Origin of the sequence: Streptosporangium sp. NPDC002544 (assembly GCF_040295965.1) — a bacterium.
In the GTDB taxonomy this organism is placed as follows: Bacteria; Actinomycetota; Actinomycetes; order Streptosporangiales; family Streptosporangiaceae; genus Streptosporangium.
The window spans coordinates 186484-208715 of sequence record NZ_JBEOWJ010000015.1 but is presented as its reverse complement, the minus strand read 5'-3'; the positions used below and the strand labels follow the sequence as shown (position 1 = coordinate 208715).

18 protein-coding genes are annotated in these 22232 nt (G+C 69.2%); 8 read left to right on the top strand and 10 right to left on the bottom strand.

Annotated elements, in window-relative coordinates; translation table 11 throughout:
* Positions 1-4 precede the first annotated feature (4 nt).
* The 3 genes from hypD to ABT061_RS23835 are packed head-to-tail and all read left to right on the top strand — an operon-like array spanning position 5 to position 2678.
* Positions 5-1132 carry a hydrogenase formation protein HypD gene (gene hypD / locus ABT061_RS23845; RefSeq protein WP_350921578.1) on the top strand — a complete coding sequence of 376 codons (1128 nt, stop codon included), beginning with the start codon at positions 5-7 and terminating at the stop codon, positions 1130-1132.
* Positions 1129-2268, top strand: a complete 1140-nt coding sequence (gene hypE, locus ABT061_RS23840) for a hydrogenase expression/formation protein HypE (RefSeq protein ID WP_350921576.1) — start codon at positions 1129-1131, stop codon at positions 2266-2268. The genes hypD and hypE overlap by 4 nt, the downstream gene beginning before the upstream one ends.
* Positions 2269-2297: 29 nt before the next feature.
* On the top strand, positions 2298-2678 hold the full coding sequence (locus tag ABT061_RS23835) for a hypothetical protein (protein ID WP_350921574.1): 381 nt from the start codon (positions 2298-2300) through the stop codon (positions 2676-2678).
* Between the two features lie 192 nt (positions 2679-2870).
* On the opposite strand, the gene purU is transcribed toward ABT061_RS23835, so the two are convergent.
* Positions 2871-3725 (bottom strand): formyltetrahydrofolate deformylase, encoded by an 855-nt coding sequence (gene purU, locus ABT061_RS23830; RefSeq protein WP_350921571.1) that lies wholly within the window; start codon positions 3723-3725, stop codon positions 2871-2873.
* 165 nt (positions 3726-3890) lie between these two features.
* On the opposite strand from purU, the gene ABT061_RS23825 reads away from it, so the two are divergent.
* A complete protein-coding gene (locus ABT061_RS23825) occupies positions 3891-4349 on the top strand; it encodes an NUDIX hydrolase (protein WP_350921569.1) in 459 nt (152 codons plus the stop codon).
* A gap of 276 nt (positions 4350-4625) precedes the next feature.
* Here the strand turns inward: ABT061_RS23825 and ABT061_RS23820 are convergent, their stop codons facing one another.
* A complete protein-coding gene (locus ABT061_RS23820; RefSeq protein ID WP_350921566.1) occupies positions 4626-5120 on the bottom strand; it encodes a GNAT family N-acetyltransferase in 495 nt (164 codons plus the stop codon).
* A complete protein-coding gene (locus tag ABT061_RS23815; protein ID WP_350921564.1) occupies positions 5117-6688 on the bottom strand; it encodes an NsdA family TPR-like regulatory protein in 1572 nt (523 codons plus the stop codon). The genes ABT061_RS23820 and ABT061_RS23815 overlap by 4 nt, the downstream gene beginning before the upstream one ends.
* 341 nt (positions 6689-7029) lie before the next feature.
* Here ABT061_RS23815 and ABT061_RS23810 point away from each other — a divergent pair, with 341 nt between their 5' ends.
* From ABT061_RS23810 to ABT061_RS23795, 4 genes are all read left to right on the top strand, one after another.
* Positions 7030-7314: a hypothetical protein gene (locus tag ABT061_RS23810; protein ID WP_350921562.1), complete on the top strand. Its 285-nt coding sequence runs from the start codon at positions 7030-7032 to the stop codon at positions 7312-7314.
* 591 nt (positions 7315-7905) lie between these two features.
* Positions 7906-8898: a mechanosensitive ion channel family protein gene (locus ABT061_RS23805; protein WP_350921559.1), complete on the top strand. Its 993-nt coding sequence runs from the start codon at positions 7906-7908 to the stop codon at positions 8896-8898.
* A gap of 19 nt (positions 8899-8917) precedes the next feature.
* The gene (locus tag ABT061_RS23800; RefSeq protein ID WP_350921557.1) at positions 8918-9316 is read left to right on the top strand and encodes a globin; all 399 of its coding nucleotides are present in this window, start codon (positions 8918-8920) and stop codon (positions 9314-9316) included.
* A 30-nt stretch (positions 9317-9346) separates the two neighbouring features.
* Positions 9347-10882: a glycoside hydrolase family 13 protein gene (locus tag ABT061_RS23795; protein ID WP_350921556.1), complete on the top strand. Its 1536-nt coding sequence runs from the start codon at positions 9347-9349 to the stop codon at positions 10880-10882.
* 75 nt (positions 10883-10957) lie between these two features.
* On the opposite strand, the gene ABT061_RS23790 is transcribed toward ABT061_RS23795, so the two are convergent.
* The 7 genes from ABT061_RS23790 to cobA form a co-directional block, all read right to left on the bottom strand.
* Positions 10958-11398: an acyl-CoA thioesterase gene (locus ABT061_RS23790; protein WP_350921553.1), complete on the bottom strand. Its 441-nt coding sequence runs from the start codon at positions 11396-11398 to the stop codon at positions 10958-10960.
* A 129-nt stretch (positions 11399-11527) separates the two neighbouring features.
* Complete coding sequence (ettA, locus tag ABT061_RS23785; protein ID WP_350921551.1) at positions 11528-13192, bottom strand: energy-dependent translational throttle protein EttA; 1665 nt, start codon at positions 13190-13192, stop codon at positions 11528-11530.
* A gap of 55 nt (positions 13193-13247) precedes the next feature.
* Entirely contained in the window at positions 13248-14561 is a 1314-nt protein-coding gene (locus tag ABT061_RS23780; RefSeq protein ID WP_350921548.1) for a GGDEF domain-containing protein, read from the bottom strand.
* A gap of 621 nt (positions 14562-15182) precedes the next feature.
* Positions 15183-15989: a single-stranded DNA-binding protein gene (locus tag ABT061_RS23775; protein WP_350921546.1), complete on the bottom strand. Its 807-nt coding sequence runs from the start codon at positions 15987-15989 to the stop codon at positions 15183-15185.
* 138 nt (positions 15990-16127) lie between these two features.
* On the bottom strand, positions 16128-17768 hold the full coding sequence (locus ABT061_RS23770; protein WP_350921544.1) for a GTP-binding protein: 1641 nt from the start codon (positions 17766-17768) through the stop codon (positions 16128-16130).
* Entirely contained in the window at positions 17765-19870 is a 2106-nt protein-coding gene (locus ABT061_RS23765; protein WP_350921541.1) for a dynamin family protein, read from the bottom strand. Before ABT061_RS23765 ends, ABT061_RS23770 begins: the two co-directional genes overlap by 4 nt.
* A gap of 1031 nt (positions 19871-20901) precedes the next feature.
* Positions 20902-22134, bottom strand: a complete 1233-nt coding sequence (gene cobA / locus ABT061_RS23760; RefSeq protein ID WP_350921630.1) for a uroporphyrinogen-III C-methyltransferase — start codon at positions 22132-22134, stop codon at positions 20902-20904.
* Positions 22135-22232: the final 98 nt, after the last annotated feature.

Genomic DNA, 22232 nt, shown 5'->3' with positions numbered 1-22232 from the left:
GTTGATGCGTTTCGTCGACGAGTACCGCGACGCGGAGAAGGCCCGGATGCTCGCCGCGCGGATCGCCGCACTCTGCGAGCCGGGCCGCGACTACAAGTTCATGGAGGTGTGCGGCGGACACACCCACACGATCTACAAGCACGGCCTGGAGGACTACCTGCCCGAGGCCGTCACGCTGGTGCACGGCCCCGGCTGCCCGGTCTGCGTCATCCCCATGGGACGGATGGACGACGCCATCCACATCGCCGAGCAGCCAGATGTGATCATGACGTCGTTCGGCGACATGATGCGGGTACCCGGCGGGAACGGCTCCTTCCTCGACGCCAAGGCGCGGGGCGCCGACATCCGGCTGGTCTACTCCCCGCTGGACGCGCTGAAGATCGCCCGGCAGAACCCCGGCAGGCGCGTGGTCTTCATGGCCATCGGGTTCGAGACCACGGCGCCCTCGACGGCGATGACCGTCCTGCGCGCCGAGGCCGAAGGGATCGAGAACTTCTCGATCTTCTGCAACCACGTGACGATCATCCCCGCGATCAAGGCGATCCTGGACTCCCCAGACCTGCGTCTGGACGGGTTCATCGGCCCCGGCCACGTCTCCACCGTGATCGGCTGCCGGCCGTACGGGTTCATCTCACGTGGCTACGGCAAGCCCTTGGTGGTGGCCGGTTTCGAGCCGCTGGACCTGTTGCACACGGTCTACCGCCTCCTCGCGCAACTGGCCGAGGGACGCTCCGAGGTGGAGAACCAGTACTCCCGGGTGGTCCCGTGGGACGGTAACCCCAAGGCTCTGCACGTCATCAACCAGGTGATGGAGCTACGACCGTACTTTGAATGGCGCGGGCTGGGGTTCATCTCCCAGTCGGCCCTCAGGGTCACCGAACGGTACGCCGCCTTCGACGCCGAGCGGATCTTCCAGATCCCCGGCGGGCGGGTGGCCGACCCGAAGGCGTGCCAGTGCGGCGAGGTGCTCAAGGGAGTGCTCAAGCCCTGGGAGTGCAAGGTGTTCGGCACCGCGTGCACCCCGGAGACACCGATCGGCACGTGCATGGTCTCGTCCGAGGGCGCCTGCGCGGCGTACTACAACTTCGGCCGGTTCTCGCGCGAGCGCGTCAGGGAGGCGACCCGGAGGTGAACGACGGGGAGGGTTACACCGGGGAACAGCGGGTCCTGGAACGGACGGGAGAGGCGGGCGGCCCGGACACATCCGACCGGGAGCGGCAGGTCCTGGACCGGATCGAGCGGGTGCGGCGCCGCAAGGCGCGCGTCCGGGAGGACCGCATCACCCTGGCGCACGGCGCGGGCGGCAAGGCCACACACACGCTGATCGAGGCGGTGTTCCTGGAATCGTTCCGCAACCCGATGCTGGAGCCCCTGGAGGACGGTGCGGTCGCCGACGGGCTCGCCTTCACCACCGACTCGTTCGTGGTGACGCCGCTGTTCTTCCCCGGGGGCGACATCGGCGACCTCGCGGTGAACGGCACGGTCAACGACCTGGCCATGTGCGGGGCCCGCCCCCGCTACCTGTCGGCCGGATTCATCCTGGAAGAGGGTTTCCCCGTCGCCGACCTGCGGCGCATCACCGCCTCGATGGCCCAGGCGGCGCGGGCGGCGGGTGTGTGGATCGTCACCGGCGACACCAAGGTCGTGCAGCGGGGCAAGGCCGACGGCTGCTACGTGACCACCTCCGGCATCGGGACGCTGGAGCGGCCCATCCGGCTGAGCGCCGCCGCCGCGCGGCCGGGTGACGCGGTCATCGTGTCCGGGCCGATCGGCGAGCACGGGATCACCGTGATGCTGGCCCGGGGAGGGCTCGACATCGAAGCCGACCTGCGCTCCGACACCGCACCGCTCAACGCCCTCACCGACCTGCTGCTGGACGCCTGCGAGGACGGCGCGGTGCGGTGCCTGCGCGACGCGACCCGCGGCGGGGTGGCGACGATCGTCAACGAGATAGCCGGTGCCTCGCAGGTCGCCGTCGTGCTCGACGAGGAGGCCGTACCGGTCCGCCCGGCGGTGCGAGGGGCGTGCGAGTTGCTGGGGATCGACCCGCTCTACGTCGCCTGCGAGGGCCGGATGGTCGCGGTGGTGGCCGGAGAGTTCGCCGACGCGGCACTGGCCGCTCTCCGCTCCCATCCGCTCGGCTCCGAGGCGGCGATCATCGGACGGATCAACGACGACCCACCGGGGCTGGTCCTGCTGAGGACCTCCTTCGGGGGCACCCGGATCGTCGACCTGCTGGTCGGCGACCCGCTACCGAGAATCTGCTGAGCACCAGCGAATCCATGAGGTTTCACGACATGAGCAGGAAAAACAAACCCGAACACCCGGGCGGGCAGGACAAGGACACCTCGAGGGAGCGCGGCCGCTCCTCCGGCGTGAGCCACGCGAGCGAGGAGGTGGTGCGATCCGGCAACCTGGCCTTCGGACGCCCGCCGGACGACAGGGGACCCGGGCGCGTGGTCTCCGGCGAGGAACGCGAGGGCGTTCCCGCCACCGACACCGAGGCCCGGTCCGCCCGCGGTGTCGGCGCCGGCGAGCAGCGCGGCGCCGAGGAGATCGCCGCCCGCAAGGGCGAGAAGGGCCGCGAGAAGGTCGGCACCGGCAAGAAGGGACGCCCCTACGGCGTCTCCCATCCCGAGGACGCCACCGGGGTCAACCCCCGGAAACCCGAGCCGTGACTCCTCCGCTCCCCGATGGGAGCGGTTTCCCGCCTCCCCCGGCCGAGGGGGCGACGGCCAAGCCCTGACCGTTTCGAACACGGAAACCATGGCAGGAGGCGATTCGCCTGCCGGGTAAACCCGGCAGTCCCCTCGCTCGCGCGTGCTCTGGCCGGGTGGCCGTCGACCCGGCGAGGGCTCGCGGTCACCGCGCTAGCGGGGGAAGACGATCGTCTTGTGGCCGTCGAGCAGGACGCGCTGCTCGGTGTGCCAGCGGACGGCGCGGGCCAGGGCCTGGCACTCGACGTCACGGCCGATGGCGGCGAGGTCGTCCGCGGAGTGGGTGTGGTTGACCCGGGCGACCTCCTGCTCGATGATCGGCCCCTCGTCGAGGTCGGCGGTCACGTAGTGCGCGGTCGCGCCGATCAGCTTCACGCCGCGGGAGTGCGCCTGGTGGTAGGGCTTGGCGCCCTTGAACGACGGCAGGAACGAGTGGTGGATATTGATCACGTTGCCCGCGAGCTTGACGCAGAGGTCCTCGGAGAGCACCTGCATGTAGCGGGCGAGCACCACCAGGTCGGCCCGGTAGTGATCGACGAGGGTCAGCACCTCCGCCTCCTGCCTGGCCTTGGTCTCGGGAGTGACCGGCAGGTGGTGGTAGTCGATGCCGTACGACTGGGTCAGCGGCCGCAGATCCGGGTGGTTGGAGACGACCGCGACGATCTCGATGTCGAGCAGACCCGAACGCATCCGGTAGAGCAGGTCGTTCAGGCAGTGGCCGAACTTGCTGACCATCACCAGCACGCGCGGCTTGACGGACGCCTCCCGCAGCTTGAAATCCATGCCGAACTCGGGGGCGAGCGCCGCGAAGGCCTCGCGCAGCTCCCCGTCGGGCAGCGGAGAGGCGAACTGCACCCGCATGAAGAACCGCTCGGTCACGGCATCACCGAACTGCTGGCTCTCGATGATGTTGCAGCCCCGTCCGGCCAGGAGACCGGAGACCGCCGCCACCACGCCAGGACGGTCCGGGCAGGACAGCGTCAACACAAACTCGGCCCTGGAACTCATGCCTTCACCCTTGAGCTGGAGAGGTCGGATCGTAAGGTACTTCCACCTGACCTGGGCAGAGTACAGCGAATCCCGGCGCCACACCCAGTCGCCCGGCACGCGGCGAGCCAGGAGGTACGGAGAGCCACCCGGCCCCGGATCCGGCGGTGATAGCGTCCCTGATCCATGAACGCCCCTCAGCCGAACGACCGGCCCGCCGCCCGGGTGATCTGTGTGGACTCCTTGGGCCGGGTGCTTCTCATGCACTGGCGTGACACCGTCAGCGGCCAGAGCCTGTGGGAGCCGCCGGGCGGCGGCATTGACCCGGGCGAGACCCCCCTTGACGCGGCACGGCGGGAGCTGACGGAGGAGACGGGCCTGCCCGGCGAGGCGGTCATGGACCACTGGGTGCCGGTACGTCGTGATTTCCACTGGCTCGGCGTCCACTACGCCAAGACCGAACGGTTCTACCTGGCCAGGTTCGAGAGCACTCCCGAGGTGGGCCCGGGGTCGTTCAGCGCCGAAGAGAACACCACCTACCTGGGCTCCGGCTGGTTCTCAACGGAGGAGATGGCCGACCTCCCCGACCACCTGGAGCCCCCGGACCTGCCGGAAGTCGTCTCCCGCGTCACCCGGCTGGGGTGAGCCGGCCATCGAGCACGCCCGGGAATCCCGTGCGGCACGGCCCTCGATCTCGAAGATCGAGGGCCGCGGTCGTCAGGGAACGATTCTTCCGAGCGGGGAGAATCTCACCCCTTGTGGATGGCGCCGGCAATGCCACCGAGCCTGGAGACGCCAAATTTGTGAACAATGATCTTTTTCATCGCACTCACACCCGAGGACGGCGATAGCCACGAAGAACAAGTATTCGGATATTTCCGAAATTGGCAATGCCAAATAGCAAAGCGGTCTAAATTCGAGTCACTGCATTAGTGTGGACATAGCGACTATTAGCTCTTTTTCTCCATAAACCACCACAGATCCCCCTCGCTCTTCCCTGCGGATCTCGCGCCACCCGAACTTGCGGTAGAGCTCCATCGCCGCGGGCTGGCTCAGGGTGGTATCCCCACGGAGCCTTACGTAGCCGAGTTCAATCGCCCGCGTCTCCAGCGCGACGACCATCTGGGCACCGAACCCGCGACGCTGAAACTCCGGATGAACCCGCATGCGGCACATCTCGGCGGTCTGATCGTCAACACGACGGAGCCCACCCATCGTGACAATACGCCCGTCAGGCGTCTCACCCACGAGGAACTCTCCCCGATCGGCGAGGTAGATCTCGTGGATCCTGGGGAAGTCGTCCTCGTAGTAGACGCCGTCTCCCGGCGCGAGACCGACCTGGGCGAGGCATATCTGGTGGAGCGCCCAGACGGATTCGATGTCGGACCAGCGATAACGCCGAAGCCTCGGCCTCAACTGCCACCCCCGTCGGCCACCGCGTCATCCGTCCACGCGCTGCGACCGCGCAGCGATTCCAGGTAGACCTTGAGCTTGGGATGCCCGGGAGCCTTCACCTCGGCCTGCCTGCCCACCTCGTGGGCGCGCTGCATGAGGATGTCGGGCCTGCACGCCTCGTCGAGACCCGAGATCGTACTCTGGGCGATCTCCAGCGCCTCGTCCACATCGCCCTCAAGGATCTTGCACTGGGCACGGTCGAACTTGATGAAGGTCGGGTCGAGCCAGTCGGTCGGGCCGTACTTGGTGAGCGCCTGTTCCAGGATGAGGTCGGCCTCCATCGCCTGCCCGAGCTTGACCAGGGCGTCTCCCTGGTGAAAGTAGAGCTGGCGCTCGGTGTAACCGAAGGTCGCGTCGTCCTGGTCCGCGGCGGTCATCTGGGAGAAGGCCGCCCTGGCCCGGGACAGCGCCCGCTTCGCCTGGTCGACCACGTCCTTCTTGCCCGCGCCCGACATCATCGCCAGTGCACGGGCCTCGACCACCGGGGCCATGGCCTGGGCCGCGCAGGGCGTCTGCCCTGCCAGGTCCCGGCTCTTCTTCGCGAGGTTGAGCGCCTCACGCGGGTCACCGTAGTAGAGCGGGACCAGAGCCTCCCTGGCCGTGACCCACGCCCGCAGCGCGCGGTCGCCGGTCTCGTCCGCGGCGGTCCTGCCGGTCCTGAAGAAGGATCGGGCGAGCCTGTGGTCGCCGAGATTGACCATGATCATGCCGCTCAGGCCGGCCAGCTGGGCCGCCATGCGGCACAACCGTTCCTGCAGGTCGACCGGCTGGCGCCGTTCCATGGCCTTGCGCACCGCGCTGAACTCCAGCATCACGTCGCACAGCAGCCTGAGCGGGGGGGTGTTCATGTACTGGCGGCCGAAGCCGATGGTGGCTTCCTCCCACTGGTCGAGCATCGCGGGCGAGACGGTGGCCGAAACCAGCGTGTCGTCCATCCTTCTGCGGATGCTCTCCACCGATCCAAGCACCTGTCCGTCCAGCACGATGCCGCTGCCGGCCAGGAGTTGTAAGAGTGTCCTCCGTAACACGTTCTCGTCCTCCTCGCCCCCGTCCGCGGAAAGGTCCAAACCGATCGGCTGGATCAGCAGCTCGCGCGGATCAGGGGATGTGTCGGGTCTTCCGTCCTGGAGATCGCCTCGGACGACACTGGGCATCCTGTGGCCGTGACCGCAGATGCACGGGCCGTCGTACCCGAGGGAGGCCGGCTCGACTCGGTAGGCGGAGCACAGGTAGTGCAGATACTCGGGACCGGGCCGCTTCAGCCCGCTCTCGTACGCGGACAGGAGCGTCTCACCGATGCCGGGGGCCGACTTGCCGTCGCGTTCGAACAGCGCCCGTATCTGTTCGATGACGTCCGCGAGGGCGACACCATGTGCCAGGCGGTGACCTTTAACCCGTGTAGTCCCGAATTGTGAATTGCATTTCTCGTAGATTTCCTCGGCTATCTGCGCCGAGGACTTCCCGGCGGCCAGGCCACGGGCCCGGACCTGCCGTGCTAGTTCTGTCTCCCTGTGCTGCCTGCCGGACATACCGGCCCCTCTCTCGTGGCCAGCTGGGCTGGCTGGCACACTTAGTCCCGACCGGTCCTCTCTCCCTTGACACACTGTGATCTCTTCGTCGCACTGTGCCTACCGAGAATGATGGACCACGTTTGACTCATCCGGAACGCGCTAATAAAGCCATCGGCTAAGAATCGTCCTCCGGCGGACTGTTTCTTTCAACCTACTTGGCACAACGCCCACCCTGAACTGGGTTTTCCCTGAATTGACCCACAGGGCCGCCGTGAGTCATCTTTGGCGGGCAGCACCGAAGGCGTGATCGAGCGAACACGATTCGGTGCCGGCAAACCGAAACCACGAGGAGGGGCGAGGTGGGTGAAGACGATTTCCGGCACCTGGAACGACTGGTGACGGAGCTTGACTGCCGCGGGCTGCACGCCCGTGTGGTGCGGACCCACTCCGGTCGTGCGTTCGTGCGTGTGATCAACCCGAAGGCGACCAGCCTCGCGGAGAACGTCACCTGCCGAGCACACGCCACCCCCAGCCACCGGGATTGGTACTACTGGTGGTCCTGGGGTGAACGGATGCACACGGTGGAAGACCCAGCCGGTGCCGCGACCAAGGTCGCACGCGTACTCGCCGCGGTAGGGGAATGAGGTGAGCGGTGCGGAGGGCTTCACCCGCCCGATGCGCCGTACCTACCACGGCCCGGCGGAGCCGACGGGATGACCGGTGCGGAGCGTCCTCGGACGCTGGTCACCCCGTCGGCTCCGAATCGTCGGACCGGCCGGACCGGTCCGCACGAACCGGATCAGCGGACCGCCCGGCCGCGCCGCGCTCCATGAGGGACCGCCGGCCGGACAGGCGCGGACTCCCAACGGTGAAACCGCGGAGGCTCTCGCGAGCCGAAGCCCACGAACTGCCGTAAGGCAAAGGCTGCCGCCTGGTCTCTCGTCCGGGCGGTGACCGGAGGGATCCCCCTCGGGAACGGCACGGGACACGCTTCCGGGTGCGTGTCCCGTCCGGGCCACCCGTCACCGGGGCATCCGGGTCCGCCTCCGCGGCCCCAGATCCGGATGTCCCCGTCTTCCCCGGCGTGATGTGACGGAGGCCGGTTCGATCGGCAATATGGGTAAGTCGCATGACTCGCCCATCTGACTCGTCGATCCGATCCGAGAGGGATCCACTCCGTGTTCCTGCTTTCCCCCACGCCCGTCCCCAGCCCCACCCCCAGTTTGACTCCCAGCGTGACCCCCAGCGTCACCCCGACCCCCGACCCCGGACTCGTGGTTGAGGAGCTTCTCGACATGAGCGCGGGTCTGACAAAGGGATGCGGGAACGGCGGAGGGGTGATCTGCGACTTCGTGCAGATGATCGTCCCCGTGAGCTGGGCGGCTCCCGCGATCGCAGGCATGGTCGCCCTCGCGCTGGTCGTGGTCATCGCGCTGGTTCTGCGCAACGTGGCACACCGGCTGATCAACCGGGTGGTGCGGAAGGCATCCTCCGAGCGCGCCTCCCTGGCGGGGCGGCTGCGCGGCAGGGAGGTGGTGGCCCCGGAGGGCCTCGACGCGATCGTGGCCGAGCGGCGAAGACAACGGGCCGAGACCATCGGTTCCGTGCTCAAGCCGGTCGCCTCGATCATCATCCTGGGCACCGCCGCACTGACCGTCCTGGAGCGGATCGGCGTCCCCATCGCCCCTCTGCTGACCAGCGTGGGCATTCTGGGCGTGGCGGTCGGCTTCGGCGCCCAGGAACTCGTCAAGGACTTCATCGCGGGCATGTTCATGCTCCTGGAGGACCAGTACGGCGTGGGCGACGTGATCGACACGGGCACCGCGATCGGCACCGTGGAGGCCGTCACCCTGCGCATCACCCGCCTGCGTGACGGCGACGGCCGGGTCTGGTACATCCGTAACGGCACCATCACCCGCGTCGGCAACGAGTCCCAGGGTTGGTCTCGCGCCACCGTCGACGTGCCCGTGGCCTACGCCTCCGACATCCCCGCGGTCCGCGACCTGCTCAAGCAGGTCACCGACGAGATATGGAACGACCTCGCCTTCCGCGACTCCGTCATCGTCGAGGAGCCACAGGTCTGGGGTATCGAGCAGATCTCCGACACCGCCGTCGTGTTCAGGATCAGCGTCAAGACCATCCCCTCCCGGCAGACGGAGGTCGCCCGCGAGCTCCGCGTCCGGGTCAAGGCCGCCCTCGACCGTGCCGAAATCCCGATCGCCGGCTGACGTCAACTAGGCTGGAGCCGTGTCCGTTACCCCCGGGGAATCCCAATCCTTCTACGACGCCGTCGGCGGCGAAGAGACCTTCAGGCGTCTCGTGCACCACTTCTACCAGGGAGTGGCGGCCGATCCGGTGCTACGGCCGCTGTATCCCGAAGACGACCTCGACGGGGCCGAAGAGCGGCTGCGCCTGTTCCTCATCCAGTACTGGGGCGGCCCCAACACCTACAGCGCGCAGCGGGGCCACCCGCGCCTGCGGATGCGGCACAACCCGTTCGTCATCCGCTCGGTCGAGCACGACGCCTGGCTCAGGCACATGCACGACGCGGTGCTCTCCCTGAAGCTCCCCGAGGACCTGGAGAAACGTCTCTGGGACTATCTCGTGTACGCGGCGAGCAGCATGATCAACGCCCCTGACGCATAAACATCGTCAAGCGGGGGCAGTCCACAGCATATGGAATCCCCCTGGTGGCGTGATGCCGTCGTCTACGAGATCTACGTTCGCAGCTTCGCCGACGCCTCCGGAGACGGCGTCGGCGATCTGCCCGGCATCCGGCAGCGCCTGCCGTACCTCGCCGAACTCGGTGTGGACGCGATCTGGCTGACCCCCTTCTACCGCTCCCCCATGGCCGACGGCGGCTACGACGTGGCCGACTACCGTGACGTCGACCCCCTCTTCGGCACGCTCGCCGACTTCGACGAGCTCGTCGCCGAGGCGCATCGGCTCGGTCTCCGGGTGATCGTGGACATCGTCCCGAACCACAGCTCCTCGGCTCACGAGTGGTTCCAGGCCGCGCTGCGCGGTGAGGGACGCGATCGCTACATCTTCCGTGACGGCGGCGATCTGCCTCCCAACAACTGGCGGTCGACCTTCAGCGGCCCGGCCTGGACCAGGACCCCCGACGGACAGTGGTACCTGCACCTTTTCGCCGCGGAACAACCTGACTTCAACTGGCGCAACCCCGAGGTGCACGCCGAGTTCCTCGACGTGCTGCGGTTCTGGCTCGACCGGGGGGTGGACGGGTTCAGGATCGACGTGGCGATGGGCCTGTACAAGGCCGAGGATCTGCCGGACACCCCGCCGCAGGATCAGGCGTTCAAGGCCGAGTCGCCGATCTGGGGACGACCCGAGGTGCACGAGGTCTACCGCGCCTGGCGCAAGGTGCTCGACTCCTACGACGGCGAGCGGGTCGCGGTCGGCGAGGTCTGGACCGACTCCGTCGAGGATCTCGCGCTCTACCTCCGCCCCGACGAGCTCCATCAGAGCTTCAACTTCGCCTGGCTGGAGGCCCCCTGGTCCGGGCCCGCGTTCAAGAAGATCATCGATGACACACTGGCCGCGGTGACCGCTCCCACCTGGGTGCTCTCCAACCACGACGTGGTCCGCCATGTGACCCGGTACGGCGACGGCCTGACCAACTCCACCACGGGCCTGGCCCGCGCCCGCGCGGCGCTGCTCGCCATGCTCGCCCTACCGGGCTCCGCATATCTCTACCAGGGGGAGGAACTGGGCCTCCCCGAGGTGAAGAATCTTCCCCCACAGACCCGTCAGGACCCCATCTTCGCCCGTTCCAATGGAGAGCTGCCCGGCCGCGACGGCTGCCGGGTTCCCATCCCCTGGTCCGGCATGGCCGAACCGTACGGCTTCTCGCCCGATGGAACACGGTCCTGGCTGCCCCAGCCCGTCGAGTGGGCCGTGCTCTCCGCCGAGCGCCAGTCGAACGACCCCGGCTCAACGCTGAGCTTCTACCAGGAGGTCCTGCGGGTCCGCCGCGACCTCCGCGGCACGTTGCCCGAAGAGATCAGCTGGCAGGAGGGCGCCGAGGAGGCCCTCATCTTCAATCGGGGTTCCCTGATCTGCGCCGTCAATTGCGGTTCCCAACCGGTGCGACTGCCCCCGCACGACCGCGTCCTGATCGGCAGCGCCCCGGTGGAGGGCCACCTGCTCCTGCCGGACAGCGCGGTCTGGCTGTACGCCCCCGAGGTCTGACGGCTTTCGGCGGGCGGTGGACGGGCGTCCACCGCCCGTCGATCCGGGTACGGGTTGCCGAGGCCGGACAAGGCCTCAGTCCGCCGCGAACCTGCGCAGGTAGGCGGTCTCGTCCTGGCTCAGCCGCCGGGGGGAGGCACTCTCCACGTCATAGGCCACGATCACCGAGCGGGCCTTGACGAAGATTTCGTCATCGTCGCGGATCTCGTACGCGAGGGTGAACCGTACCGGACGGATCTCCGTCACCCACGACTCCACCCGGACCGGGTCGGGACGGAAGGTGAGGGGGCGCCGGTAGTCGATCTCATGCCGGGCGATCACCAGCCCGGCGAAAGGGGCGTTCCCCTCGTGATGGGGGTCGATGTGGAACATCCCCATCCGCGCGTCCTCCAGATAGTCGAGGAACCGCACGTTGTTGACATGACCCAGCGAGTCGATATCGGCGAACCTGACAGTCCTGGGGAACACATGTCGGTGGCCATGGCCGACCTCGTCCGCGACGCTCTGTCCAAACACACCCAGAACCGTAGCGAGCCCCCGCTGCCCGTCGTACGGCGGGGCACCCGGAGGCTCGTTCGGTCGCGACCGGGAGAGCACCTGACACGGCCCGTGCCAGGTGCCCCCTGCCCGTCCCGGAAACCGGGGTCAGTCGCGGGTGAGCTTGCGATAGGTGACGCGGTGCGGCCGGGCCGCGTCGGCACCCAGACGCTCGATCTTGTTCTTCTCGTAGTCGGCGTAGTTGCCCTCGAACCAGAACCAGTTCGAGCCCTCTTCCCAGGCCAGGATGTGGGTCGCGATGCGGTCCAGGAACCACCGGTCGTGCGAGGTGATGACCGCGCAGCCGGGGAACTCCAGCAGCGCGTTCTCCAGGCTGGAGAGTGTCTCGGTGTCGAGGTCGTTGGTGGGCTCGTCGAGCAGGAGCACGTTGCCGCCCTGCTTGAGGGTGAGCGCCAGGTTGAGCCGGTTGCGCTCTCCGCCGGACAGGATGCCCGCCTTCTTCTGCTGGTCCGGGCCCTTGAACCCGAACGCGGCGATGTAGGCGCGCGACGGCATCTCGACCTGGCCGACCTTGATGTAGTCGAGCCCGTCGGAGACGACCTCCCAGACGTTCTTCGTCGGGTCGATCCCGCCCCGGCTCTGGTCGGCATAAGAGATCTTGACGGTGTCACCGACGACGATCTCACCGCTGTCCGGCGTCTCGCTACCGGTGATCATCCGGAACAGGGTGGTCTTGCCGACACCGTTCGGACCGATGATGCCGACGAGGCCGTTGCGCGGCAGGTCGAAGGAGAGGCTCTCCATCAGGACGCGCTCCTCGAAGCCCTTGGTGAGCTTCTCGGCCCGGATCACCGTGGTGCCCAGACGCGGGCCCGGCGGGATCTGGATCTCCTCGAAGTCGAGCTTGCGGTACTTGTCGGCCTCGGTGGCCATCTCCTCGTAGCGCTGCAGGCGCGCCCGGCTCTTGGTCTGGCGGGCCCTGGCGTTGGAGCGGACCCACTCCAGCTCCTCCTCCAGGCGCTTCTTGCGCTTGGCGTCCTTCTGACCTTCGAGCCTGAGCCGCGCGGTCTTGGCCTCCAGGTAGGTGGAGTAGTTTCCCTCGTACGCGTGGCAACGGCCGCGGTCGAGCTCCAGGATCCAGTTGGCCACGTTGTCCAGGAAGTAACGGTCGTGGGTGACGGCCAGGACGGTGCCCGGGTACTTCTCCAGGTGGGACTCGAGCCACTGGACACTCTCGGCGTCGAGATGGTTGGTGGGCTCGTCGAGCAGGAGCAGGTCGGGCTGCTCCAGGAGCAGCTTGCAGAGGGCGACCCGGCGGCGCTCTCCACCGGAGAGCTGAGTCACCTCGGCGTCCGGCGGGGGGCAGCGGAGGGCGTCCATCGCCTGCTCCAGCTGGCTGTCGAGATCCCAGCCGTTGCGGTGGTCGAGGGCGTCCTGGAGCTTGCCCATCTCGTCGAGCAGCTCGTCGCTGTAGTCGGTGGCCATCAGCTCGGCGATCTCGTTGAAGCGGTCGAGCATCGCCTTGGTCTCGGCGACGCCCTCTTCGACGTTACCGAGGACGGTCTTGGATTCGTTGAGGGGGGGCTCCTGCTGGAGCATGCCGACGGTGAAGCCGGGCATGAGCCGGGCGTCGCCGTTGGACGGCTGCTCCAGGCCCGCCATCATCTTCAGCAGCGTCGACTTTCCGGTGCCGTTGGGACCCAGGACACCGATCTTGGCGCCCGGCAGGAACGACAGCGTCACGTCGTCGAGGACGACCTTGTCGCCGTGCGCCTTGCGCACGCGCTGCAGTGTGTAGATGTACTCCGGCATGCCTTTAGTTTAGGGCCTGGAAAGTTCAACAGTGCTTCCGAGGAACCTCGGGCCTTCAGGGCTGAGAAGCCGATCTAGGGGCGGCCTCGGATCCGGGCCTGCGGGCCGGAGGCACGATGGTGGCCGACAGGCAGATCCGGTCGCGGCCGAGCTCCTTGGCACGGTAGAGGGCGAGGTCGGCCGCGGCGAGCAGTTCGATCAGGTCGTCCCCGTGCACACTCATGATCGCGACACCGACCGAGATGGTCACGGTGATCATGTTGTCGTCGGCCGGGAGCGCCATCCGTCCCACCCGGGAGCGCAGCCGCTCGGCAACCCTGCGGGCCTCTGTCACGTCGGCCCTGGGCAGCAGGACGACGAACTCCTCACCGCCGAACCGGCCCACCACGTCGTAGTCGCGCAGCTGGCTGCGGATGGTGTCGGCCACCCCGACGAGGACCTGGTCGCCGATCAGGTGACCATAGGTGTCGTTGACCCGCTTGAAGTGGTCGATGTCGACGATCAGAAGCGCGAGTGTCTCCCCTGTGCGACGCGCTCTGACGATCTCGGTGTCGGCCTCTCGCTGCCAGGCCGCGGCGTTCAGCAGGCCGGTCTTGAGGTCGGTGCGGGCCGCGGCCTGAAGCTGGGCGTGAAGCAGGCTGCGCTGGAGCAGCACCACCGGGGGCAGCGCCAGGACCAGCAGAGCCGGATTGAGCCCGCAGGTGATGGAGATGATGACACCGAGGCAGAGCTCGACGACGTCGAGGAGCAGGTTCTCCCGGTTCCACAGGACCTCCCGCCAGCGGCTGTCGGGATCGGCGGTGTGCGCCGCGATGGCGATCAACGCGGTGTTGATCACCGTGAACAGGACCGCGCAGCCGACGGCCACCAGGATCGGCCCGCCCTCGCCCCTGGTCAGCGCGTTCAGGTCACCGACCGCGGCATGGAAGAGCAGGGAGGCCGCACATCCGGCCAGGCCGATCGCCGCCGAGCTGAAGACCCGCCGGTAGACGACCGTCGCACGCACCCGCCTCTGCAGCAGGAACTGGAGCGGAATGGGCGCCAGAAGCGCGTAGAGCGGCGGGAGCAGCAGCGCGGCGGGCAGCCACCAGGCGGAGAGCAGGTCCCGGTGGACACCGGCCGGCATGCCGAGCCTCCGGGTCGCCTCGATGCACACGGCTCCACACGCCATCAGCGCTGTGAAGGTCAGTAGATCGGACCAGCGGAAGACCCCGGATGCCAGGAAGAACACGATCGCGGCGAGATCCAGCGCTACTACCCCGCAGAGGTAGCCGACCAGCGGGCGACGCTGTCCAAGCAGGGGCCAGCGATCGGCCAAGGGTGTCATGCCGTCGCGCGGTTTGACCGAGGTGTGGCTGGGAGCCGCCATGTCGTCCCCCTCTCCGACTAACGATGTGTAACACAATAGTTGCGGAGTGTGCGACGCGCGATGGGAACCGCTACCTTTGGCGGAGTGGGCCAGCCCACCGGTTGACCTACGTTTTGGAAACCGCTCCCTCGCGAGCGGGCCGTGTGGGAAAGGAGCAAGCCATGCTGCGGGGCGTGACCTGGACCTAAACAGGTGTCCTGGGCATCTGACACGGGCAAGACCATCGGCTGGTTATCTCGGCGTCCCCGCGCTTCCGTGGTGAGACACCGACCGCGTCCGGCCGATGCCCCCTCACTCCGCCCGAACCAGGCCCTATCACCGTGCGAGGCCTTGAACTTCCGTCAGACATCCCGCCCCTGCGAAGTCCGCACTTCACCGGACGCCTGCCCGTCCTCATCTCCCGTCCGAAATCTTCTCCGCTGAATCTTCCGTTCCAAGTCTTGTGTTCGAATCCGCCCCATCCCGCTGTCCGCGTTCTTCCCCTGCGCGGACCCGCGCCTATCCCCCTGCCCGAATTCGACTCCCTGTCCACCTCGAACGATTCCTCCACCCACCCCTCCGGTTCCGAACAGCCGATCGGGTTGGGAGGCCCGCGGCCCGGGCCTCCCAACGGGAGGCGGCTCAGGCCGCCACGCGCTCCCGTGTCGGCCAGGGCGCCTCATCGCTCACATCTGGGTGGATCTTCACCGCGCCCGGCACGGCCCCGGCCGTTTCCTCCCCGGTGACCCCCGCGGCCGGGTCGTCGGCACCCACCGCCTGCACTCGCCTCGTCGTGCCCTTCGCCGCCTTCCTCCTCCTGGTTACGACCTCTCCCATCGCCGGCTCCTCCCCGGCGGAGCCGTGATCCACCGCACGCGAGGCGGCCTCTGCGGCCTCTCCGTGAATCGCACCCCCCTCGGCCGGCCCGCCGCCCGGCGCGACCCGCTCGTCGTCGAGACCGGCCCGCAGCGGGGGCAGGGCGCCGGGAGCCCCCGCCTCGACGGGGGCACCGCCGCTCATGGCCCAGTCGGACGTCTCGCGATCGAGCTCGATCCGCTCCGCGCTGCCCAGGGCCGCGACCGGGCCGCCGCGCTGTGGCTTGCTGAAACTCCCGAGCCCCCAGCGCAGGTCGTGTCCGAGCGAGTTGGCCTCCACCTCGGGCATGAATCGGCGCTCACCCTCGTGGGTGAACTCGCGGATCCGCAACCGTCCCTGAACGACGACGGGCTGGCCCAGCTGGACCGACTGGGCGACGTTGTCGGCGAGCCCGCGGAAGCAGCGGACTCCGAAGTAGGTCGTCTCACCGTTGCGCCACTGCTGGTTCTCCCGATCGAAGTAGCGACTCGTCGAGGCGATCTTGAGCGAGGTGACCCGGGAGCCGTCGGGGAAGGTGTGCTGGCGCGGCGTGGCCGCGACGTTACCGGTCAGCGTGACGTAGATGTCGTTCATCGTGCCTCCCATGAGAGCCGGCCGAGTGCCGGCGGCGTGAAAGACACGATGGTCCGAGCCGTACCCCTCGCGAGTCACCGAATCGCGCTCTGGGGACAACCGCCGGACACTCGACCAGGCTGTGGACAACCCCGGGAATCAGCCTCGCAGGCTCCGCATGGCCGAGTAGAACTCGTTGTAGCGGGTCAGCTCACGCTCCACCGGCTCGATCACCATGCTCTCCGCGAGCCCGGCGACCCTGCGGCGCATCTCGCGCTCCAGCGCGTCACGCTCGTTGCCCGCGCCGAGCACGATGAAGTTGCGGCTGGCCACCGCGGTGAGCAACCCGAGCCCGAGTACCGAGAGCATCATCAGCCCCACCCACGGCAGCGAGGCGGCGTCGCCGAACACCTCCAGCCCCGCCGGCGGCTTCCCGGTGCCGAACACGCCGTAGACCAGAGCCGTACCGACCCAGGCGAGGCCCGCGACGAAGAGCAGGACCAGCAGGTACTGCCAGGCGAGAAGCAGCCGCCACCAGCCGGGCACCCTGTCCAGGCGCGGTGCGACCTCTGAGAGCTCCTCCGACAGCACCTGGGGCAGCTGCGCCGAGCGGGAGCGCGCGGCGTCCCTGATCCCGCTCTGCCACGCCTCGTGCATGCCGGAGGTCAGGCCGTCGGCCAGGGCGTGGACGGCGGTGTCCACCTCGGCCGGCTGCGCGCTGACCGAGCCACCGGTCAGGCCGCGGATCTCGTCTCGCAGATCGCCCAGGCGCAGGCTGTTCAGCGGATCAGGACGAAGCTTGGCCGCCCAGCGGGTGTAGGGCCAGCCGACCCACTCACCGGACCTCGCGGCGTAGACGTTCTCCATCGCCTCGCCGACGGCGGGGACTCCGGCCGCGTCGCAGAGGGCGTCGGTGAGGCCGATCCGGCGGGCGTCGTCAATGGAGGAGGGCGACGCCGGGGTGCCGTCGGCGGGCATGACCTTCGCCAGGCGGAGCGTCAGCCGGTCGAGGTCGGCCTCCAGGCGCTGGGTGGCGGCCCTGCGCCTGGACACGGTCTCGGCGAGGACCGCCTTGAGGTCGTCCACGCCCGTACCCGTGATCGCCGAGGTGGTGACGACCACGGGGTGCTCGACCCCCTCGCGGTGCAGCAGGTCCTCCAGGTCCGCGACGCACTCGGTCAGCTCCTCCTCGTCGAGCCGGTCGGACTGGTTGAGCACGAAGACCGTCACCGCCTCATGCCCGGCCAGGTCGGTCACGTAGCGCCGGTGCGTGGAGGCGTCGGCGTACTTCTGCGGGTCGAGCACCCACACGACGAGGTCCGCGACCTGGATCAGCCGGTCGGCCTCGGTGTCGGTCAGCGCCCGGATGGAGTCGTGGTCGGGCAGGTCGAGCAGGATCAGCCCGTGCAGTCGGCTCTCCCCGCGGTCCAGGGCACTGGCCCGCGCGAAGCGGTGGCGCCACTGGATCTGCAGCCAGTCGAGCAGCGGGCCCGCGCCGTCCAGGCCCCAGACGCAGGCGTGGGTGCGGGCCGTGGTCGGGCGGCGTACTCCCGTCGGCGACAGCTCCAGGCCGGAGATCGAGTTGAACAGCGTCGACTTGCCGCTGCCCGTGCCCCCCGCGAGCGCGACCACCGTGTGGTCGGAGGAGAGCTTGAGCCTGTCACCGGCACGCAGCAGCAGCTGCCCCGAATCGGTGAGGAGCTTGGGCTCGACCCTGCCCGGCCCCAGCTCCACGATCCGAGCCAGCGCGGCGAGCCGGCTGCCGAGCCCTTGGCGTGACTGGGTGGTGCCAACACTCATCGGGCGACCTCAAGGTTGTACGTTGCCTGGTAAAGGCGGGTGGCGGCGGATTCATCCGGTATGCCGGCGCCATCGAGAGCCTGGATGTAACGCGCCGTCTCGTCGTCGAAGAGCATGCCGATCCGGGCGCGGAGATCGCTTCGGGCCTTCACCCCGATGTTGCGCAGCGACTCCGCGCCGAGCAGCGCGTGTACCAGCCGTTGCGGCAGCGCACCGGCGCCGTTCCGCGCCTCCGAGGCGCCGTAACCGAGCAGCCCGATGGTCAGGATCAGCGACAGGGACTCGACGTCGAACGAGATCACCCTGGCCACCGATCGCTTGGTCACCCCCTCGGTGCGGATCAGCTCGGTGATGTGCTCCTGCCAGGCCGCGATGGTCCGGCCGGCCCTGCGCGGGAGATCGTCGGACGCGTGCCCGAGCTCGGCGGCCGTCGCCAGGACCTCCTGCGCGCCCGGACGGTTCGACCAGCGCGAGGCGGCCTCCTCCGCGGCCCGTTGCGCCGCCGAGACGACCACCGACTCCAACCCCGTCCGCAGCGCGGATCTCAGCGCGCTGAGCCGCTCGGGTGCCTGATGGCTCGCCTTGCCCGCGAGACGACCGGGCTTGCGCAGCTGGAGGGTACGCATGAGATCGCCGGAACCGGCGAAGTCCTGCCAGCGGGCGAGGACCTCACCCTGGAGCAGCGAGCCGTCGCCGGTGCTCTCGTCGATCTCGACCAGTGCCTGGGCATAGGCGCTCTCCACGTCGGCGCGGAGGTCTCTGCGGAAGGCGACCTGGATCTCCAGCTGCTTGGCCAGGGCGGGGACACGAGTGCGGAAGCTGTTCAGCACCCCGTCCAGGGTGGCCCGCACGGCCTGCTCGCGACGCCGCTCGTCAACCGACAGCTCGGTCAGCCAGAGGCGCAGCTCGCTCACCTCGTGGTCGGGGAGCATGCCGTCGGTGACCTTGCCCTCGTTGACGACGAACCGGTCGACCTCGCCGAGACCGTACTCGGTGAGCATCCTGACGAAGTGCTTGGTGATCACCTCTCTGGACTTGGGCGGCACCCTGGAGAGCACGATGGCCAGCTTGGCTCCGCGCTCCTTGGCCAGGCGGAGCAGCCGCCAGGCCGGGGCGTCGGCGTAGCGGGCGGCGGTGGTGACGAAGATCCACAGATCGGCCGCGTCGAGCATGCGGTGCGCGATCTCGTGGTGCTCCTCGACCACCGAGTCGATGTCGGGGGTGTCGAGCAGTGCCACACCGGGAGGTAGGCGCTCGGTGGAGACGAGCACTAGGCCGTCGGAGGCCGCCTCGGGGTCGGGCTCGCTGAGCCGCCGGAGGCTACCGAGCAGGTCACCCTTGGCGAACCACTCGTGATCGTCGGGGTGGCAGGCCAGGACAGGCGTTCCGGTCGTCGGACGGCGCACGCCGGTCGCGCTGACCCTGGCGTTGGCCAGCGTGTTGAGGAGAGTGGACTTGCCCGCGCCGGTGGAGCCCGCGACCACGACGAGGGCGGGCGCGGTGCTCGTGTGGACGCGGGGGATCACGTAGTCGTCGAGCTGAGCCAGGATCTCACTCCGGACCCGCCTGGCCTCCTCGGCCCCGGGGATGTCCAGGCCGAAACCGAGGTCGGTGACACCGGTGCGTACGGCGGTGAGCGCGCTGCTCAGGGCCTCGGAGACGGCCTCGGGAAGCGGCGTCTCCCGCATCCGGTCGCCCGGCGACCCCGCGTCCTCCTCGCCTCCGGCCTTCTCGTTCCCGTCGTTCCCGTCCGCGTCGCCGGCCCCGTCCAGGACCTCGGCGCCGGCCTCGCCGTCGCGCTGGGTCTCTTCGCCGGTCTCATCGGTCTCGTCCTCCCGCGGAGCCTGCTCATCGATCTCGGCGGGCTCGGCGTCGCGCTGAGCCCCGTCGCCGGCCAGGGCCCGCTCTCCGGCCTCGCCGCCATCCTCGGCTCCGCCGGCGCCAGGCATCCCGGCGTCGCTCTCCGCTTCGTTTTCCGGCCCCTCGCGACGCCCCTCCCGCCGCGCGTCCCCGATCTCACCGTCATCCGCGAGGAGGACGACGACCTCGTCGGACTCGGCGCCCTTCCCGGGCTCCTCCTGCTTCTCCTGGGGTCTGCTCACCCGAAGGGGCGGAGCGGCGGCCTCGGTGCCGGGGACTCCGGGGGCGGGCCCGCCCCCCTCGGCCCGGGGGGAGAAGCCCTCATCGGCCGTACGGGAGGAGCCTGCGGCACCTTCTCCAGGGACGGAACCCCCGAAAGCGCCGGGTGCGGGAGTGGCGGGGGCACCGGCGCGGGGAGCGCTCGGGGGAACGGGGGCACCTGGGCAAAAGAGCGCACCGGGACCGGCCTGGGGAGAAGGTGTGACGGGGCCACCACCGGCACGGGGAGCGCTCGGGAAAGCGGGCCCCGGACGGAAAGCCGCACCGCGAGAGCCCTCGGCGGGGCCGTCCCCGCGAGCAGCTCCCGCAAAACCCCCCTGGGAGGCGGGAACACCCGGCCTCGGAGGGACACCGGGAGAAGTGGTGGCAGGGCCACCACCACGCGAAGCGCCGGGGGAAGGAGGGACACCCTGACCCGGGGCCGCCCCCGGCGGGGCGGGAGCGCCACCACGGGGGGCCCGCTGCGGGGCGGGGGCACCGCCGCGGGAAGCGGCCGGGGAGGCGTTCGGACCGGAGGCCGCACCGGGCGAGGCCGTGGCGGGGCCGCTGCGGGCGGCACCCGGAGGACGGCTGCCCGGGGCGTCGGCGGAGGCGGGCTTGGCCACCTCCCGGGAGGTGGTGATGGCGGCGATCGTGGCCTGGGCGGCGGCCGCGGCGGCGTGGAAGGCCGCCATCGCCTCCGCCGAAGCGGGCGGGGCGGCTGGATCGGCCGCCTCGCCCGGGGCGGCCGGACCGGCCCTCCTGCCCGGAGGCGTGGCGGGACCCGCTGTTCTGCCGGGGGGCGCGGCGGGACCGGCCGCCCCGGCGGCGGGCTGGGGGCGGGCGCGGATGGAGGCGGCGTCATCGTCTGGACGGATGGCGCCGAAGGTCACCGTCTGCTCGCCGGGGGATTCCTGGTCATCCGGCGGGGGGCCGCCAGATGGCTCCTGGGGGGTGCCGGCGAGGCGAGGGTCACGGCCACCACCCGAATGGGGAGGCCTGTTGGAAGCCGATTTCACGGTACTCGCTCCGCTCGAACCATCTCGACCTCCTGGCCGACCTTCACGACATCACCGACGATCACGATCGCAGGGGGCCGAATCTCAGCCGCGCTTACGCGCTCCGCCACGGTGGAGAGCGTGGCGTAAAGAGCGCGCTGGGTCGGAAGGGTACCGTCCTGTACCACCATTACGGGAGTTTCCGGCGAACGTCCGTTATGGAGCAGCGTTTCGGCGATCACCCCGATCCGTTCGACCGCCATCATAAGCACCAACGTGCCGCCGGATCTGGCCAGATTGGGCCAGTCGACCGTGGACCTCTCGTCGCCCGGCGGGACGTGTACGGAGATCACATGGAATTCCTGGCTGACGCCGCGATGCGTCACGGGCACGTTGGCGGCGGCCGGCACCGCGACCGGGCTGGTGATGCCGGGGACCACGACCACCGGGATGCCCGCGCGGGCGCAGGCGAGCAACTCCTCGCCACCGCGGCCGAAGACGAACGGGTCGCCTCCCTTGAGCCGGACCACGAACTTGCCCTGCCTGGCGTGCTCGATCAGCAGCTCGTTGATCCTCTCCTGGGCCATGTAGCGACCGTAGGGAATCTTCGCGGCGTCGATCAGCTCGACGTCCGGGGAGAGTTCGTCGAGCAGGGCCTGCGGGGCGAGACGGTCGGCGACGACCACGTCGGCCTGGGCCAGCAACTGCCGTCCACGGACCGTGATCAGGCCGGGGTCGCCGGGACCGCCACCGACCAGGGCGACGCCCACGAGCTTGGTACGGTTGCGCCGGGCGTCGACCGTACCGTCCCTGAGAGCGCCCACGACGGCGTCCCTGATCCCGGCGGCGCGCCGGGGATCGCCTCCGGCGGTGATCGCCACACTGATCTCGTCCACCTTGCCGCTGGCGGGGGTCCAGGCCGCGGAGGCGTCCTTGTCGTCGGCGCGCACGCACCAGATCCGCTTCGCCTCGGCCTCCTCGGCCACGGCGGCGTTCACCTCGGGGTTGTCCGTGCAGGCCTGTACCAGCCAGGCCCCGTCGACGTCGCCGGCCTGGTAGCGCCTGGCCTCCCAGGTCACGCGACCTGTCGCGATGAGATCGTCGAGGGCGTGCGTGACGCTCGTCGAGACGATGGTGACCAGTGCGCCCGCGTCGAGCAGCGCCGGCACACGCCGCTGGGCGACGCGTCCACCGCCCACGACGAGTACCCGCCGCCCGGAGAGGCGCAAGCCGAGCAGGTAGGGCGACATGGCGACCGATCTCCCGTTCACGAGGAATTGTGAATCATGACGTGCTTAAGAGGTAAACCTACCGGCTAACGACGCTCTCTTTGCTGCACCTGTGTTAA